This window comes from Falsirhodobacter xinxiangensis (assembly GCF_004959935.1).
GTDB lineage: Bacteria > Pseudomonadota > Alphaproteobacteria > Rhodobacterales > Rhodobacteraceae > Falsirhodobacter > Falsirhodobacter xinxiangensis.
Genome location: NZ_SMYN01000018.1, coordinates 1 through 16,216, shown reverse-complemented (window position 1 = coordinate 16,216; position 16,216 = coordinate 1). Strand labels below are relative to the sequence as shown.

Annotated in this window: 15 protein-coding genes and 1 tRNA gene; 9 read left to right on the top strand and 7 right to left on the bottom strand. The window is 65.2% G+C overall.

Translation table 11 applies throughout. The annotated features are described in order from the left end of the window. Positions 1-44 precede the first annotated feature (44 nt). Entirely contained in the window at positions 45-2,492 is a 2,448-nt protein-coding gene (gene pepN / locus E2K76_RS16435) for an aminopeptidase N (RefSeq protein WP_136685544.1), read from the bottom strand. A gap of 109 nt (positions 2,493-2,601) precedes the next feature. Here pepN and E2K76_RS16430 point away from each other — a divergent pair, with 109 nt between their 5' ends. Next, entirely contained in the window at positions 2,602-4,740 is a 2,139-nt protein-coding gene (locus tag E2K76_RS16430; RefSeq protein WP_136685543.1) for a malate synthase G, read from the top strand. A gap of 63 nt (positions 4,741-4,803) precedes the next feature. Here the strand turns inward: E2K76_RS16430 and E2K76_RS16425 are convergent, their stop codons facing one another. Further along, complete coding sequence (locus tag E2K76_RS16425; protein WP_136685542.1) at positions 4,804-5,055, bottom strand: BolA family protein; 252 nt, start codon at positions 5,053-5,055, stop codon at positions 4,804-4,806. A gap of 73 nt (positions 5,056-5,128) precedes the next feature. Between E2K76_RS16425 and E2K76_RS16420 the strand changes: the two genes are divergently transcribed. Together E2K76_RS16420 and cobS are read left to right on the top strand one after the other, a co-directional pair. Further along, positions 5,129-5,752 carry a J domain-containing protein gene (locus E2K76_RS16420; protein ID WP_136685541.1) on the top strand — a complete coding sequence of 208 codons (624 nt, stop codon included), beginning with the start codon at positions 5,129-5,131 and terminating at the stop codon, positions 5,750-5,752. Between the two features lie 72 nt (positions 5,753-5,824). Further along, complete coding sequence (gene cobS / locus E2K76_RS16415) at positions 5,825-6,799, top strand: cobaltochelatase subunit CobS (RefSeq protein ID WP_136685540.1); 975 nt, start codon at positions 5,825-5,827, stop codon at positions 6,797-6,799. Here cobS and E2K76_RS16410 read toward each other — a convergent pair. Beyond that, positions 6,796-7,374: an NADPH-dependent FMN reductase gene (locus tag E2K76_RS16410; RefSeq protein WP_136685539.1), complete on the bottom strand. Its 579-nt coding sequence runs from the start codon at positions 7,372-7,374 to the stop codon at positions 6,796-6,798. The two genes, cobS and E2K76_RS16410, sit on opposite strands and share 4 nt — an antisense overlap. 92 nt (positions 7,375-7,466) lie before the next feature. Between E2K76_RS16410 and cobT the strand changes: the two genes are divergently transcribed. From cobT to E2K76_RS16395, 3 genes are all read left to right on the top strand, one after another. Next, complete coding sequence (gene cobT, locus E2K76_RS16405) at positions 7,467-9,341, top strand: cobaltochelatase subunit CobT (protein ID WP_136685538.1); 1,875 nt, start codon at positions 7,467-7,469, stop codon at positions 9,339-9,341. After that, complete coding sequence (locus E2K76_RS16400; protein ID WP_136685537.1) at positions 9,341-11,086, top strand: aminopeptidase P family protein; 1,746 nt, start codon at positions 9,341-9,343, stop codon at positions 11,084-11,086. The genes cobT and E2K76_RS16400 overlap by 1 nt, the downstream gene beginning before the upstream one ends. Positions 11,087-11,147: 61 nt before the next feature. Then, a complete protein-coding gene (locus E2K76_RS16395) occupies positions 11,148-11,426 on the top strand; it encodes a DUF427 domain-containing protein (RefSeq protein WP_169053354.1) in 279 nt (92 codons plus the stop codon). On the opposite strand, the gene E2K76_RS16390 is transcribed toward E2K76_RS16395, so the two are convergent. Next, entirely contained in the window at positions 11,423-11,824 is a 402-nt protein-coding gene (locus E2K76_RS16390; protein ID WP_136685535.1) for a SufE family protein, read from the bottom strand. The two genes, E2K76_RS16395 and E2K76_RS16390, sit on opposite strands and share 4 nt — an antisense overlap. 108 nt (positions 11,825-11,932) lie before the next feature. On the opposite strand from E2K76_RS16390, the gene E2K76_RS16385 reads away from it, so the two are divergent. Next, complete coding sequence (locus E2K76_RS16385) at positions 11,933-12,376, top strand: hypothetical protein (protein ID WP_136685534.1); 444 nt, start codon at positions 11,933-11,935, stop codon at positions 12,374-12,376. On the opposite strand, the gene rnd is transcribed toward E2K76_RS16385, so the two are convergent. Genes rnd through purM form a run of 3 tightly spaced genes read right to left on the bottom strand, consistent with a single transcriptional unit; the run spans position 12,369 to position 15,200 of the window. Further along, positions 12,369-13,523 (bottom strand): ribonuclease D, encoded by a 1,155-nt coding sequence (gene rnd, locus E2K76_RS16380; RefSeq protein WP_136685533.1) that lies wholly within the window; start codon positions 13,521-13,523, stop codon positions 12,369-12,371. The two genes, E2K76_RS16385 and rnd, sit on opposite strands and share 8 nt — an antisense overlap. A gap of 46 nt (positions 13,524-13,569) precedes the next feature. Next, complete coding sequence (gene purN, locus E2K76_RS16375; protein WP_136685532.1) at positions 13,570-14,160, bottom strand: phosphoribosylglycinamide formyltransferase; 591 nt, start codon at positions 14,158-14,160, stop codon at positions 13,570-13,572. Further along, entirely contained in the window at positions 14,157-15,200 is a 1,044-nt protein-coding gene (purM, locus tag E2K76_RS16370; RefSeq protein ID WP_136685531.1) for a phosphoribosylformylglycinamidine cyclo-ligase, read from the bottom strand. The genes purN and purM overlap by 4 nt, the downstream gene beginning before the upstream one ends. 108 nt (positions 15,201-15,308) lie before the next feature. On the opposite strand from purM, the gene E2K76_RS16365 reads away from it, so the two are divergent. Then, positions 15,309-15,384: transfer RNA gene (locus tag E2K76_RS16365), tRNA-Ile, on the top strand. A 451-nt stretch (positions 15,385-15,835) separates the two neighbouring features. Continuing rightward, positions 15,836-16,141 (top strand): helix-turn-helix domain-containing protein, encoded by a 306-nt coding sequence (locus E2K76_RS21135; RefSeq protein WP_350339353.1) that lies wholly within the window; start codon positions 15,836-15,838, stop codon positions 16,139-16,141. The last annotated feature ends 75 nt before the right edge of the window (positions 16,142-16,216 follow it).

Sequence of the window (16,216 nt, the reverse complement as noted above, 5' to 3'; positions counted from 1 at the left end):
ATCTTTCATGACATGGCGCGCCGCCCCCCGCAAGGCAAGCCGCGTCATCCCACCATCCGCCCCGCCATCTCGGCCAGATCGCGCGAAAGGCCGGGGGTGGCAAGAATGCGCCGAAGCTGATCTTTCATCATCGCCTGCCGGTCCGCATCGTAACGCGACCAGCTGTCGAAGGCCGAGGACATCCGCGCCGCTGTCTGCGGGTTCACCGGGTCCAGCCGGATCAGCCAGTCGGCCAGCAGCCGATACCCCGCCCCGTCCGCACGGTGGAACCCCGCATGGTTCGCCGCAAGCGCGGATATGACGGCGCGGAAACGGTTCGGGTTCTTCATGTCGAACAGCGGATGCTGCACCAGCCGTCCGGTCATCCCCACCGCGTCATCCGAATGCAGGATCTGAAGGGTGAACCACTTGTCCATCACGATCCGGTCGTGCCGCCACTTCGCCTCGAACGCCAGCGCGGCGTCGGCGCCGACCCCGACCTCCAGCAGACAGGCCAGCGCGCCCGCCTCTTCGGTCATGTTGTCCGCCGCGGCATAGGCACGCGCAGCCTCCGCCCCGCCATCCAGACGCGACAGAAGCGACAGCGCCGCAAGCCGCAACGCCCGCCGGCCAGCCTGCGCAGGATCGGGCGACCAAGGCTCGGGGCTGCCGATCAGGGCCGAAAGATCGCCGCGCAGCCGTTCGGCCAGCGCCTGCGCCATCGCCTTGCGCGCGGCGCGGATGCGATCGGGGTCCGGCACCACGCCCGAGGCATGAAGCGTCTGCGCCATGTCATCCTCGCCCGGCAGGCGCAACGCCAGCGCGCGAAACGCCGGGTCCATATCGCCCGTCACCAGCGCCGCCAAACCGTCCAGCCAATCCGCCCGCACCGGCGCACCCGCGATGACGCCCGCCATCACTTCCTTGGCCAGCGCCCGCCCCGCTTCCCAACGGTTGAACGGGTCGGTGTCATGGGCCAGCAGGAACGCATGGTCGCGCTGCATCTCCAATTCGACCGGGGCCGAGAAACCGCGCAGCACCGACGCCACCGGACGCGCCGCGGCCGGGAAACGGAAGGTTTGCACCGGCTCTGTCAGCTCCAGCACCGTGGTCGGCAGAACCTCGTCGCCATTCGCGCCCAGCAGCCCCAGCGCGATGGGGATGACCTTGGGACTGCCCCCCTTTTGCGACAGGGTCAGCGCATATTCGCCGTTCTCATAGGCTTCCTCGACATGGACGCGCGGGGTGCCAGCCTCGGTATACCAACGCTTGAACTGGGCCAGATCGCGTCCCGTCGCGTCTTCGAACACGCGCAGCCAATCCTCGATGGTGCAGGCCTGCCCGTCATGCCGGTCGAAATAAAGGTCCAGCGCCCGCGCATAGCCCTCGTCCCCGACCAGCAGCTTCAGCATCCCGATCACCTCGGCGCCCTTTTCATAGACGGTCGCGGTGTAGAAGTTGTTGATCTCCTCATATGCCTCCGGCCGCACCGGATGCGCCAAAGGCCCGCTGTCCTCGCGGAACTGGCGGGCGCGCAGCATCAGCACATCCTCGATCCGCTTGACCGCGTGGCTGCGCATGTCGCCCGAGAATTGCTGATCGCGGAATACGGTCAGCCCTTCCTTCAGACACAGTTGGAACCAGTCGCGGCAGGTGATGCGGTTGCCGGTCCAGTTGTGGAAATATTCATGCGCGATGATCGCCTCGATCCGGGCGAAATCCTCGTCCGTCGCCGTCTCGGGCCGGGCAAGGACGTATTTGGAGTTGAAGATGTTCAGCCCCTTGTTCTCCATCGCGCCCATGTTGAAATCATCGACCGCGACGATGTTGAACACCGACAGATCATATTCGCGCCCGTAAACCTGCTCGTCCCATTTCATCGACCGGATCAGCGCGCCCATCGCATAATCGCAGCGATCCTCGTCGCCCGGACGCACCCAGATGTTCAGCGCGACCTCGCGCCCCGACATGGTGGTGAAGCTGCCCCGATGCGCGACCAGATCGCCCGCCACCAGCGCGAAAAGATAGGACGGCTTGGGCCACGGATCGTCCCAGCCGCCATCCACCGGATCGCCGTTCGACAGCAGCACCGGCAGATCACTTTCGATGCGCACCCGGAACGGGGCCATCACGTCGGGACGGTCGGGATAGAATGTGATCTTGCGAAACCCCTCGGCCTCGCACTGGGTGCAATACATGCCGTTCGACATGTATAGCCCCTCCAAAGCGGTATTCTCGGACGGAGAAATCTCCACCTCCGCCTCGAAGGTGAAGGCGGCTTCGGGAACGGCCAGCGTCAGCCCCGTCTCGTCCGGCTGCTCGGCAATCGCCACCCCATCGACACGCGCCGAAATCAGCCGCAACTTTTCCCCGTCCAGCCGCAGCACCGGCCCGCCCGCCGCGAACCGGATGCGAGAGATCACCCTCGTCTGCGTCGGGTGCAGCCGGAACGTCAGATCGACATGTTCGACGATGTGGCTGGGGGGCGTGTAATCGGCAAGACGAACGGTCATTGGGGTCTCCTGTTGCGCCCAAGCTAACCCGAAGCCGCGCAGGTGCAAGCTGCCGTTGCGCGCCGGCAGGCTATGCCGCTACTCTGACGCCGCAAAAGGGAGAATGCGCATGAAAGATCGCCACGGGCTTCAGGTGGACGAACGGTTGGCAAGCTTCATCGAGGAGCGCGCCCTTCCGGGGCTTTCCGTTACGGCGGACACGTTCTGGCAGGGCCTGTCGGATGCGGTGCACCGGCTTGGCCTCGAAAACCGCGCCCTGCTGAAGACGCGCGACCAGCTGCAGGCGCGACTTGATTCGTGGCACCTGTCGCGGCGCGGCCAGCCTTGGGACGCCGAAGCCTATACCGCCTTCCTGCGCGAGATCGGCTATCTGGTCGATCAGGGGCCCGAATTCCTCATCCAGACCGAAAACGTCGACCCCGAGATCGCGACCATTCCCGGTCCGCAGCTCGTCGTGCCGATCAGCAACGCGCGCTATGCCCTGAACGCGGCGAATGCGCGGTGGGGTTCGCTTTACGACGCGCTCTATGGCACCGATGCCTTGGGCGACGCGCCTTCGGGACGCGGCTATGACGCGGATCGGGGCGCACGTGTGATCGCATGGGGTCGCGATTTCCTCGATCGTGCCGTGCCGCTGGCAACCGGGTCCTGGGTCGATCTGGCCGAACCGCGGATCGAGGATGGGCTGCGCCTGCATCTCGTCCATGACCGCGGCCCGGTGGAGACGACCCTGCGCGACCCGTCGCAATTCATCGGCTGGTCCGGCGCCGCATCCGACCCCTCGGCCATCGTGCTGCGCAGCAACCACCTGCATATCATCATCGAGATTGACGGCGCCCATCCCATCGGCACGACCGACCGCGCCCATATCGCCGACATCCGCCTCGAATCCGCCGTCACCGCGATCATGGACCTTGAAGATTCCATCGCCGCCGTCGATGCGCCCGACAAGGTGCTGGCCTATTCCAACTGGCTGGGCCTGATGACGGGCGATCTGACCGAGGAGTTCGTCAAAGGCGGTGAAACCGTCACCCGCCGCCTGAACCCGGACCTGACCTTCTTGGGCCCGGATGGCGATGTCACGCTGAAGGGCCGCGCACTGATGCTGGTGCGGAACGTCGGTCATCTGATGACCAACCCCGCCATCCTCGACCGCGACGGGCGCGAGGTGCCGGAAGGCATCATGGACGCCTTCGTGACCACCCTTTGTGCCATGCACGACCGCACCAACTCCGCCACCGGGGCTGTCTATGTCGTGAAACCCAAGATGCACGGCCCCGAGGAAGTCGCCTTCGCCGCCCGCATCTTCGACGCGGTCGAAGACACGCTCGGCCTGCCCCGCAACACCGTCAAGCTGGGCATCATGGACGAGGAACGCCGGACCTCGGTGAACCTTGCCGAATGCATCCGCGCAGCCCAGCATCGCGTCGCCTTCATCAACACCGGCTTCCTCGACCGGACGGGCGACGAGATCCACACCTCGATGGAAGCCGGTCCGATGATCCGCAAGGGGGACATGAAATCGGCGGCATGGATCAAATCCTACGAGGATCGCAACGTCGATATCGGCCTTGCCTGCGGCTTGAAGGGCCGCGCCCAGATCGGCAAGGGCATGTGGGCGATGCCCGACAAGATGGCCGACATGCTGGAGGCGAAGATCGGCCACCCCAAGGCGGGCGCAAGCTGCGCGTGGGTGCCTTCGCCCACCGCCGCCACGCTGCACGCGACCCACTACCACCAAGTTGACGTCGCCGCCCGGCAGGACGAGATCGCGGCCGGCGGTCCCCGCGGCACGCTTGAGGACCTGCTGACCCCGCCCCTGTCCCACGGCGCCAACTGGTCCCCCGACGAAATCCGCGCCGAGGTGGAAAACAACGCCCAAGGCATCCTCGGCTATGTCGTCCGCTGGGTGAACCAGGGTGTCGGCTGTTCCAAGGTGCCGGACATCCACGACGTCGGCCTGATGGAAGATCGCGCCACCTGCCGCATTTCCTCGCAGGCGCTGGCGAACTGGCTGCATCACGGCGTGGTGGACGAGGCAAGCGTGATGAGCGCGATGCGCAAGATGGCCGCCGTGGTGGACCGTCAGAACGAGGGCGACGCGGACTATCTGCCCATGACCCCCGGCTTCGACGGTATCGCCTTCCAGGCCGGCTGCGATCTGGTCTTCAAGGGCCGCAATCAACCCTCCGGCTATACCGAGCCGGTGCTGCACCAGCGCCGCCTGCAGCTCAAGGCGCAACTCTGAAATCGCAGATTTCAGGGCGCGGCGCGAATGCTCCCCAAAGGGGGGCGTGAGCGTCGCGCCACCCTACCCCAGATCCAGCGACAGCGCGTGAATGCGCGCGACAAGCTCCGGCCCCAGCGCCTGATGCACCGCCCGATGCCGCGCCACCCGCGACATCGGCCCCAGCGCATCCGCCCGCAGCGTCACGCGGAAATGCGTCTCGCCGCCTTCCTGCCAGCCGCCATGGCCACGGTGCTGCTCGCTCTCGTCCTCGATCTCCAGAACGGTCGGCTGAAACACCGCCAGCCTTGCACGAATTTCGTCCGCTTTCCTCATCGTGACCCTCCACCCCCTTCAATCCGGCGCGCAAATGTCTAAACTCTCGCCTCCGACTCGGAAAGGCCCTGACATGAGCAAACCCCCCTTCGAATTCGACATTCGCGTTTCATCCGACAAGAAGCGCCGCAAGACGGGGCGCCGGGGCATGTCGGGCGCGCAGGAGACGTCCACCCGCGAATGCGCCTTTCCGGGCTGCAAGGAAGCGGGGCTCTACCGCGCGCCCCGTTCACCTGACCACCTCGATGAATACGTCTGGTTCTGCAAGGACCACGTCCGGGAATACAACCTGAAATGGAACTTCTTCCAGGGCAAGACCGAGGAAGACTTTGCCGAGTTCATCGACAAGGACCGGGTCTGGGGCCGCGAGACGCGCCGCCCTGACGAAGGCCATGTCTGGTCGCGCCTTGGCGTGAATGATCCCATGGAAATCCTTGGCGACAAGGCCACGCAGAATCCCGGACGCCAGCCCGTATCCGGCGCGACGCGCAAATTGCCCCCGACCGAGCGCAAGGCGCTGGAAATCCTCGACGCCCGCGACACATGGACCCGCGTGGAAATCCGCAAGCAATACAAAAGCCTCGTGAAAGACCTGCACCCGGACATGAACGGCGGCAATCGCGACGACGAGGATCGGCTGCAGGAAGTCGTTTGGGCGTGGGAGCAGATCAAGGACAGCCGCAACTTCCGCGACTGACTTCTGGGTTCCGCCCTTGCACCGCCGGATGGATTGTTCCATCAACATGGGCATGTGAAGAAAGAGGATATCATGTTGGATCAGCCCGCCAAACCTACCGAGGAAATCTCTGTCCGCGAGGTTTTCGGCATCGATACCGACATGAAGGTGAAGGGCTTTGCCGAACGCACCGACCGCGTGCCGGATCAGGACAGCACCTACAAGTTCGATCCCGACACCACGCTCGCGATCCTTGCGGGTTTTGCCTATAACCGCCGCGTGATGATCCAAGGGTATCACGGCACCGGCAAATCCTCGCATATCGAACAGATCGCCAGCCGTCTGAACTGGCCCTGCGTGCGCGTGAACCTCGACAGCCACGTGTCGCGGATCGACCTGATCGGCAAGGACGCGATCAAGCTGATCGATGGCAAGCAGGTCACGGCGTTTCAGGAAGGCATTCTGCCCTGGGCGCTGCGCAACCCCTGCGCCATCGTGTTCGACGAATACGATGCGGGCCGCGCCGACGTGATGTTTGTGATCCAGCGCGTGCTGGAGGCTGACGGCAAGCTGACCCTTCTGGACCAGAACGAGGTCATCACCCCCCACCCGTCCTTCCGCCTGTTCGCGACTGCGAACACCGTGGGTCTGGGTGACACGACCGGCCTTTACCACGGCACGCAGCAGATCAACCAAGGCCAGATGGACCGCTGGAGCCTTGTGGCGACGCTCAACTACCTGTCCCACGATGCCGAAGCCGCGATCGTTCTGGCGAAGTCGCCGCATTACAACACCGAAAAGGGCCGCAAGACGATCAACCAGATGGTGACCGTGGCGGACCTGACGCGGACGGCCTTCATGAACGGGGATCTTTCCACCGTCATGTCGCCGCGCACCGTGATTGCCTGGGCGCAGAACGCGGAAATCTTCCGCAATGTCGGCTACGCCTTCCGCCTGACCTTCCTGAACAAATGCGACGAGCTGGAACGCCAGACGGTGGCGGAGTTCTACCAGCGGTGCTTTGCCGAGGAGCTGCCGGAAAGCGCAGCCTCGATGGCGATGCGCTAACCGCGCGCCGCCTTCGTCGCCTTCGCCCACCAGACGATGTCATCGAGCAGACCCTTCGCGGACGGCTCGATGATCTCCGAAATCTCGGACATCGGCAGGTCTTTCCCCGAGGGGGAGACCTTCATGAACTCTCCCGCGCCGATATGGACGGCGTTGCGCACGGGGACCATCTGAAGCTCCACCGCGATGGCGCGCAGATGTTCGACCGCCCGCGCACCGCCCACGCCGCCATAGCCGACCGCGCCCACTGGTTTGTGCACCCATTCCTTATAGGCCTGATCCAGCGCGTTCTTCATCGATCCGGTGATCGAGTGGTTGTATTCCGCCGTGATCCAGACATACCCGTCGAATTCGCCGATCTTCTGCTGCCACGCGACGGCGCGCGGGTCTTCCGACGGCATCCACAGGTTCGACGCCTTTTCGGCAAAGAACGGCAGGTCGAAATCGCGCAGATCGACGAGTTCGACCTCCAGATCCTCGCGCGTCGATGCGATGTCGAGGAACCATTGCGCGGGCTTGTCGGCGAACCGCGTCGGCCTGACAGAGCCGATGATGACGGCAATCTTAGGGATCATGTCTCATCTCCGTTGCTATGCGCAGGAAGGTGGCGCGCAGATTGGCACCGACAACCCTTGCCGCGCGGCGCGGCGGGTGCTTTATCTGGGGCATGAGCAAGCCAGCCGACAACCCCGCCGATCCGTTCAAGAAAGCCTTGGCCGAGGCCACCAAGACGCTGGCCCATGACCCCGAGATGACGGTGACCTATTCCGTCGATCCGCCGGGCATGAACCGCGACGGGATGCGTCTGCCGCAGGTGTCGCGCCGCATGACGCGGGACGAGGTGCTGCTGGCCCGCGGCACCGCCGACGCCTTCGCCCTGCGCCGCCGGTATCACGACGAAGGGCTGTCGGCCCGCTATGCCCCCACGGGCCAGCTTGCCCGCGACATCTATGACGCAATGGAAACCGCACGGTGCGAGGCGATGGGCGCGCGTGACATGCCCGGCACCGCTGGCAACATCGACGCCAAGATCGGGCACGAGGCCGAACGCAAGGGCTATGCCGGGATCAAGTCCCCCGCCGATGCGCCGCTGGCGGTTGCCGCCGGCTATCTGGTGCGCCAGATGGCGACGGGCCGCGACCTTCCGCCGGGGGCCGAGAATATCGCGAACCTCTGGCGCGACAAGATCACCGCCGATGCAGGCGAGACGCTGCGGGCGCTGGATGCGAACCTGTCCGATCAGGCCGCCTTTGCCCGGATGGCGCGCAAGATGATCGCCGACCTCGGCTACGGCGACCAGTTGGGCGACGATCCCGACACGGACGAGCTTGGCGACGAGCCGCCCGAGAATGCCGAGCAGGACGAGAGCGAGCCCGACAGCACCGGCGAGGAACAGGGCGAGCAGGACGAGGCCGACGCCTCGCCCGAGCGCAGCCAGGAGGAACAGCAGGACCAGTCGCAGGCGCAGGTGTCCACCGAGGACAGCGCCGAGATGGAGGAAGGCGAGGAGGCCGAACTGCCCGAGGGCGACGCCCCGCAGGACCCGCCGCCGCCGCCCACCTATTCCGACGCCGATCCGAACTATGCCGTCTTCACCCCCCAGTTCGACGAGGAGATCGCCGCCGAGGATCTGGCCGAGGCGGCAGAGCTGGAACGGCTGCGCGCCTATCTGGATCAGCAGCTGGAGCCGCTGAAGGGCGCCGTCAGCCGTCTGGCCAACAAGCTGCAACGCCGACTGCAGGCACAGCAGAACCGCAGTTGGACCTTCGACCGCGAGGAAGGCATCCTCGACGCGGGCCGTCTGGCGCGCGTGGTGGCGAACCCCACCACGCCCCTGTCGTTCAAGGTGGAAAAAGACACCGAATTCCGCGACACCTGCGTGACGCTGCTGCTGGACAATTCCGGCTCCATGCGCGGGCGCCCCATCTCCATCGCCGCGATCTGCGCCGATGTTCTGGCCCGCACGCTGGAACGGTGTCAGGTAAAGGTCGAAATCCTCGGCTTCACCACCCGCGCGTGGAAAGGCGGGCAAAGCCGCGAGAAATGGCTGGCCGAAGGGCGCCCGCAAACGCCGGGCCGCCTGAACGATCTGCGCCACATCATCTACAAGGGCGCGGACAGCCCGTGGCGGCGGTCCCGCGCCAACCTTGGCCTGATGATGAAGGAAGGGCTGCTGAAGGAGAACATCGACGGCGAGGCGCTGGAATGGGCGCACCGCCGCACCGCCGCCCGCCCCGAAGCGCGGAAGATCCTGATGGTGATTTCGGATGGTGCGCCGGTGGACGATTCGACCTTGTCGGTGAACCCCGCCAACTATCTGGAAAAGCACCTGCGCGACGTGATCGCGATGGTCGAACGCCGCCGCGCGGTCGAACTGATCGCCATCGGCATCGGCCATGACGTGACCCGCTATTACCAGCGTGCGGTCACGATCACCGATGTGGAACAGCTTGCCGGGGCCATGACCGAGCAGTTGGCAAGCCTGTTCGACAGCGATCCGCGCAAACGCGCGCGCGTTCTTGGCATGAAGAAGGTCGGCTGATGTTCCAGACCTTCACCACCGCCGCCTCCCCGGAACACGGGGCGGCGCGGCTTGCCGCCCTTCGCGCGCAGATCGCGGCCGAGGGGCTTTCGGGCTTCATCATCCCCCGTGCCGACGCGCATCAGGGCGAATATGTCGCCGCCGCAGATGAACGGCTGCCGTGGCTGACGGGCTTCACCGGGTCGGCGGGCCTGTGCATCGTGTTGCCGGATGTCGCGGGCGTGTTCATCGACGGTCGCTATCGCACGCAGGTGAAAACGCAGGTGGACCTGTCGGTGTTCACGCCCGTGCCGTGGCCCGAAGTCAAGCCCGGCGAATGGCTGGCCGAGCATGGGGCCGGAGAGATCGGCTTCGATCCGTGGCTGCATACCCCGGACGAGATCGCCAAGATCGAGGCGGCAGGCGTGCGCCTGCGCCGGGTGCCTAACCTCGTGGACCGCATCTGGCCGGACCGTCCCGCGCCGCCGCAGGGCCGCTCATTCATCCACCCGGATGCGCTGGCGGGCGAAAGCTCGGCCGCGAAACGTGCCCGCATCGCCGCGACCATCGGCGCAAAGGCCGCCGTTCTGACCCTGCCCGACAGCATCTGCTGGCTTTTGAATATCCGCGGGGCGGATGTGCCGCGCAATCCGGTGCTGCATGCGTTTGCGATCCTGCACGATGATGGCCGCGTGGATCTGTTCGCCGACCCGGCCAAGTTCGACGATGCGGTGATCGCCCATTCCGGCGCGACCCTGCACCCGTCCGAGGCGTTCCTGCCTGCGCTTGCCGCGCTGGAGGGTCCGGTGCGGCTTGATCCGGCAACCGCGCCGCTGGCACTGCGCGATGCCCTCGGCACCGTCACCGCGGGTGACGATCCCTGCCGCCTGCCCAAGGCCCGCAAGAATGCTGCCGAAATCGCCGCCACGCGCGAGGCGCATCTGCGCGACGGGGCGGCGATGGTCGAATTCCTTGCATGGCTGGACGGGCGCGAAGGGCTGACCGAAATCGATGTGGTCACCACGCTGGAGGGCTTCCGCCGCGCAACGAATGCGCTGCACGACATCAGCTTCGACACGATCTGCGGTGCGGGTCCGAACGGCGCGATCATCCACTACCGCGTGACTGAATCGACGAACCGGCCCCTTGGCACCGACACGCTGCTGCTGGTGGACAGCGGTGCGCAATACCCGGACGGGACGACCGACATCACCCGCACCATCGCGATCGGCGATCCGGGGGACGAGGCGCGCGACTGTTTCACCCGCGTGCTGCAAGGCATGATCGCCATGTCGCGCGCGCGCTGGCCCAAGGGGCTCGCGGGGCGCGATCTGGATGCGCTGGCCCGATACCCGCTCTGGCTGGCGGGGATGGATTACGACCACGGTACCGGCCATGGCGTCGGCGCGTTCCTGTCGGTGCACGAGGGGCCGCAGCGCCTGTCGCGCCTGTCGGATGTGCCGCTGGAGCCGGGGATGATCCTGTCGAACGAGCCGGGATATTACCGCGAAGGTGCCTTCGGCATCCGCATCGAAAACCTGTTGGCGGTGCATGAGGCCGAACGCCTTTCCGACGACCGCGCCCAACTGGCGTTCGAGACGCTGACCTTCGTGCCGCTTGACCGTCGCCTCATCCTCGCGCATCGCCTTTCGCCGGGCGAACGGGACTGGATCAACGCCTATCACGCGCAGGTGCTGGAAAAGATCAGCCCCCGCGTCGCCGGTCTGGCGCTGGCATGGCTGCGGCAGGCCACCCAGCCGATTTGAGGGTTGGCAGCGCTAACGCCAATGGTTAATCATGCCGCATCGCAGCATGAAAGGTGACCCCATGATCGATGAAATCCGCATCCGCAAGGTGTCGGGCCTTTGGGTCGTGCGCAGCGAGGATGCCATCCTCGCCGAAAGCCGCGACGTGCTTGAACTGGACGAGCCGGGGCGCGACGCCGTCGTGCTTTTCCCGCCCACCGATATCGCGATGGAACTGCTGGACCGGACGGGCGACAGCTTCACGCTGGTGACTGCATCCGGCACCATTCCCGATGTCGCCCATGCGGTGTCGGACCGTCTGGCCTTCGATCCCACCAAAGTGACGATCGAACGGCTTTAGGCCGTCACCTCGCGGATACGCTGGACCATCGCCCGCACTCCGTTGGACCGTTGGGAGGAAAGGTGACGGTCCAGCCCCAGCCGGGCAAGCTCCGCCGGGGCGTCCACGCCCTGAACCTCTGCCGGGGTCAGCCCGGAATACAACGCATGCAGCACCGCGATCAGCCCACGCACGATCATCGCATCGCTGTCGCCTTCGAAATCGAACCGTCCGCCGTCCATCTTGGGGTGAATCCAGACCTGGCTGGCGCAACCTTCGACCTTGGTGGCCGGAACCTTCAGGGCGTCGGGCATGGCGGGCATCGCTTTGCCCAGTTCGATCACATGGCGATAGCGGTCCTCCCAATCGTCAAGGAATTCGAAAGTGTCGGCGATGTCCTCGAAGGCTTGGGTGGCCATGTCTCTCTCCGGTATTCTGCGCAGCACAAGTAAGGTGCGCAGGGGGAAAGGTCCAGCTTTTCAAAGCGCCGCCGATCCGCTAGGCAAGGGCAAACGAAGGGGACAGGCATGAGAAAACCGCTTCTGGCCGCATTGGCGCTGACGATGACCCTTGGCGCCTGCGGGCGGCTGAACCCGGCCAACTGGGGCGGTGGCCGCCCGGAGCCGGTGGACCCCGCATTCGCCCCCGTGGTCGCGACGGTCGATCCCCGCCCGCTGGTGGCGCAGGTCACGTCGCTCAGGGTCGAACAGACGCGGGACGGCGCCATCGTCCGCGCGACCGGCCTGCCGCCGACTCAAGGCTACTGGCAGGCGGAACTGATCGCCCGCCCGCTGGCGGAAGGGGTGCAGGTCTATGATTTCCGCATCGTGCCGCCTGCGCCGGGGCAACGGGTGTCCACCCAAGCCTCGCGCGAGGTGACGGTAGCTGCGGGGCTGAGCCGCAGCGATCTGGCAGGCATCCGCCAGATCGTCGTGCAGGGCGCCGGAAACTCGCTGTCCAGCGTCAGATAGCGATCACACGCACGTCGTTGCCCTTTGCCGACAAGGCGATCTCGCCCCGGCAAAGGCGCAGCGCATCTTCGCCGAACGCCTCGCGCCGCCAGCCTTTCAGGCTCGGCAGATCCCGCTCGCCGGCCGCGATGGCGTCCAGTTCGGACGAGGACGCGACCAGCTTCGACGCGACCCCCAGCGATTCCGACTTGGCCTTCAGCAGTACGCGCAGCAGGTCGGCCAGCGCCGGGTTCACCTGCATCTGCTCGCGCAGGTCGGGCTTCGGCACCGCTTCGGGCGGCATCTCCTGACCGGCTTTCACCGCGGCAAGGATGCCGTCCGCAATGTCGCCCCGCCGCGCCTCGCGCAGCAACAGGCGCGATTTGCCCAGATCTTCAAGGCTCGCAGGCCGGGTCGAGGCGACTTCCAGCAGCGCATCATCCTTCATCACCCGCGAACGCGGCACGTTATGGCCTTGGGCATATTCCTCGCGGAACTTCGCCAGCGCCTTGACCACTGCAAGGAACCGGCCCGAGGTCGTCCGCGTCTTCACCCGCTGCCACGCATCGTCGGGATGGGTGGTATAGGTGGCGGGATCGGTCAGCAGCGAAAGCTCCTCGGCCACCCAGCGTTCGCGGCCGTTCTTGGCGATCTGCGCGGCAAGGCTTTCATAGATCACCCGCAGATGCGTCACGTCGGCCAGCGCATATTCCTTCTGCGCCTCGGACAGCGGGCGGCGCGACCAGTCGGTGAAGCGCGAGGTCTTGTCCAGCCCCTCATGCGCGATCTTGCGCACCAGCGTCTCGTATCCGACCTGCTCGCCGAAGCCGCAGACCATGGCGGCAACCTGCGTGTCGAACAGCGGTTTCGGGAACACGCCGCCTTCGACAAAGAAAATCTCCAGATCCTGACGCGCAGCGTGGAAGACCTTCACCGTCTGCTCCCACCGGAACAGATCATACAGCGGATCGAGCGACATCTCCGGCCCCGCGATGGGATCGACCAGAACGGCGTCGCCCTTCTTTCCCGGCAACGCAAGCTGGATCAGGCACAGCTTTGCCCAATAGGTCCGCTCGCGCAAAAATTCGGTGTCGATGGTGACATAGCGTTCGGCCTTGGCAGCCTCGCAAAAGGCTGCCAGTTCCTCGGTGGTGGTAATCGTTCGCATGGGCTTGGCTTTCAGGAACCGCCGGGTCATCCGGCTTTTTCCCTGATTAGCGGATGCCTGCCCCAATGGGAAGGCGATCCGCAAAGGCGCGCAGGCATGTGGGATACAGAATGTGCTCCTGCACCAGAACCCGAGCCGCCAAGGCGTCAGGCGTATCGCCCGGCAGGATCGGCACACGCATCTGCCCCAGCATCGGCCCGTCATCAAGGATCGCGGTGACCTCGTGGACGGTGCAGCCCGCCTCGCTGTCGCCCGCCTCGATCGCGCGGCGATGGGTGTGCAGGCCCGGATATTTCGGCAAAAGCGACGGGTGGATGTTCAACATCCGCCCCTCGAACCGCTGCACGAAGGCCGGGGTCAGCACGCGCATGAACCCGGCAAGGCAGAGAATGTCCGGCTCGGCCGCAAGGATCGGCTCCAGCAGCGCGGCCTCGAACGCGGCGCGGTCACCCTTGAAGGGGCGATGATCGACCGCCGCCGTGGCGATGCCCATATCCCGCGCGCGCACCAGCCCGCCCGCATTCGGATCGTTCGACGCGACCAGAACGGGCCGCGCCGGGTGATCGCCCACCATGCTTTTCGCAAGGGCGACCATGTTGGAACCACCCCCCGAGATCAGGATGGCGACGCGTTTCACAGCAGCTTGCCAGAGTAGCTGACGCCCTCGCCCGCCGTCACATGGCCCAGACGGCAGACCGTCTCGCCCTGCTCGCGCAGCAGCGCCTCGATCGCATCCGCGCGGTCCGCCGCCACGACGACGATCATCCCGATGCCCGAGTTGAAGGTCTTGAGCAGCTCCGCCTCCGCCATCCCGGCGGTTTCGGCCAGCCAGCGGAACACCGGCGGCAGCGTCCACGCGCCCAGATCGATGGTCGCGCCAAGCCCTTCGGGCAGCACGCGCGGCAGGTTCTCGGTCAGCCCGCCGCCGGTGATATGGGCCAGCGCGTGGACGCCCCCTGCCCGCACCGCCGCCAGCGCCTGTTTCACATAGAGCCGAGTCGGCGTCAGCAGTGCCTCGCCCAAGCTACCATCGGCAAAAGGCGCATCCGCATCCCAGCCAAGACCCGACATCTCCACCACTTTACGCACAAAGCTGTAGCCGTTGGAATGAACCCCGTCCGAGGCCAGACCCAGCAGAACGTCACCCGCGACCACGCCCTCGGGCAGCGCAGTCCCGCGCTCCATCGCGCCAACCGCGAAACCGGCCAGATCGAAATCGCCCTTGTGATACATGCCCGGCATCTCGGCCGTCTCGCCGCCGACCAGCGCGCAGCCCGACGCCTCGCAGCCCGAAGCGATGCCTTCGATGATCTGCGTCGCCTGATCCACGTCCAGCTTGCCAGTGGCGAAGTAGTCGAGGAAGAACAGAGGCTCCGCCCCCTGGCAGACCAGATCGTTCACGCACATCGCGACAAGATCGATGCCGATGGTGCCGACATTGCCCGTGTCGATCGCGATCCGCAGCTTGGTGCCGACCCCGTCCGTCGCCGCCACGAGGATCGGGTCCTGATACCCCGCCGCCTTCAGATCGAACAGCGCGCCGAAACCGCCCAGCCCCGACACCGTGCCGGACCGTGCCGTGCGCTTCGCCGCGGGCTTGATCCGCTCCACCAGAGCATTGCCGGCATCGATGTCGACGCCTGCATCGGCATAGGTCAATCCGTTCTTGATCGTCATCGCTGGCCCCGCTGCGGTGGAAATCCTTGCGCGCTGCATTAGACGATCCGCCCCCGCTCTGCAACGCGGCTTGACCGAGACGGCGCTTGAGCATAGGCAAGGCGCGCCGGGCCTGTAGCTCAATGGTTAGAGCAGGGCGCTCATAACGCCTTGGTTGGGGGTTCGAGTCCCTCCGGGCCTACCAGAAAACCAAGGGCAGATCGGGCTAATAGCGGTCAGGTCGTAGGTTCAAAGAACCCACCCTTGGCCTTCGGCCTTGCTCCCAACAGCTTTCCGCCATGGTTCCTACACGCCAACACCTCGGGCGCCACTCTCCCACCCGTTTAGAAAAGCCACCTCCGCTCGGCACTCAGCGCCATCTTTGCTATGCCCGTCAGCTACGGAGCAAGCACAACCGAGCATTGAAGCGATGAACGAAGACGAGAAAGTTCAGATTTTTCTCTAATCCGACCTTGAACCAGAAAAACTACTGAGTAGATAGGGCCAGGAAAGCAGGGTAACGAATAAACGCGGACTTTTAAGACTTTTTCTTGACGACATCCTCAGGCGGTTCTTCGGGTATTTCGCTCGGTTCTTGTCCCTTGGCTGGGTTTCTACCTGTCAGACCAAGGAATCCGAAGCCAAATGAGTTAAAGATGAAGTACGATCAAGACGTCAATTCCGCGCTTAATAGCGGTCGTCGCCCGCTCCCGCCTTCGAAGTTGAGCGGGCGTCTTATGCCCACGCCAAGACCGCTCACGGGACCTGCTGAGGTGCTCAGCCCAAGCCAAGTAGCGGGCAGATGGGGTTGCTGCGCAAACACAGTGAGGACCCTGATCCGCACGGGTAAGCTTAAAGCCTTTCCGGTCGGATCCCGCCGCCTCGGCATCACCCGCCAATCGCTTCATGAATATGAGGAAACAAGCCATTCAGGTGCGAGAGCAACTGGAGGTGCTGCATGATGAACATATGTTGATTTCCACCGAGACGTGACCCGGGTTGGGGGTGAGCTACTCCCCGATCCTTGGACAGATTTC

What these genes read in the sequence shown, in the direction of transcription:
- pepN (WP_136685544.1), bottom strand. Translation starts at nt 2,492, where the DNA reads ATGACCGTTCGTCTTGCCGATTACACGCCCCCCAGCCACATCGTCGAA.
- E2K76_RS16430 (WP_136685543.1), top strand. Translation starts at nt 2,602, where the DNA reads ATGAAAGATCGCCACGGGCTTCAGGTGGACGAACGGTTGGCAAGCTTC.
- E2K76_RS16425 (WP_136685542.1), bottom strand. Translation starts at nt 5,055, where the DNA reads ATGAGGAAAGCGGACGAAATTCGTGCAAGGCTGGCGGTGTTTCAGCCG.
- E2K76_RS16420 (WP_136685541.1), top strand. Translation starts at nt 5,129, where the DNA reads ATGAGCAAACCCCCCTTCGAATTCGACATTCGCGTTTCATCCGACAAG.
- cobS (WP_136685540.1), top strand. Translation starts at nt 5,825, where the DNA reads ATGTTGGATCAGCCCGCCAAACCTACCGAGGAAATCTCTGTCCGCGAG.
- E2K76_RS16410 (WP_136685539.1), bottom strand. Translation starts at nt 7,374, where the DNA reads ATGATCCCTAAGATTGCCGTCATCATCGGCTCTGTCAGGCCGACGCGG.
- cobT (WP_136685538.1), top strand. Translation starts at nt 7,467, where the DNA reads ATGAGCAAGCCAGCCGACAACCCCGCCGATCCGTTCAAGAAAGCCTTG.
- E2K76_RS16400 (WP_136685537.1), top strand. Translation starts at nt 9,341, where the DNA reads ATGTTCCAGACCTTCACCACCGCCGCCTCCCCGGAACACGGGGCGGCG.
- E2K76_RS16395 (WP_169053354.1), top strand. Translation starts at nt 11,148, where the DNA reads ATGATCGATGAAATCCGCATCCGCAAGGTGTCGGGCCTTTGGGTCGTG.
- E2K76_RS16390 (WP_136685535.1), bottom strand. Translation starts at nt 11,824, where the DNA reads ATGGCCACCCAAGCCTTCGAGGACATCGCCGACACTTTCGAATTCCTT.
- E2K76_RS16385 (WP_136685534.1), top strand. Translation starts at nt 11,933, where the DNA reads ATGAGAAAACCGCTTCTGGCCGCATTGGCGCTGACGATGACCCTTGGC.
- rnd (WP_136685533.1), bottom strand. Translation starts at nt 13,523, where the DNA reads ATGCGAACGATTACCACCACCGAGGAACTGGCAGCCTTTTGCGAGGCT.
- purM (WP_136685531.1), bottom strand. Translation starts at nt 15,200, where the DNA reads ATGACGATCAAGAACGGATTGACCTATGCCGATGCAGGCGTCGACATC.
- E2K76_RS21135 (WP_350339353.1), top strand. Translation starts at nt 15,836, where the DNA reads ATGAAGTACGATCAAGACGTCAATTCCGCGCTTAATAGCGGTCGTCGC.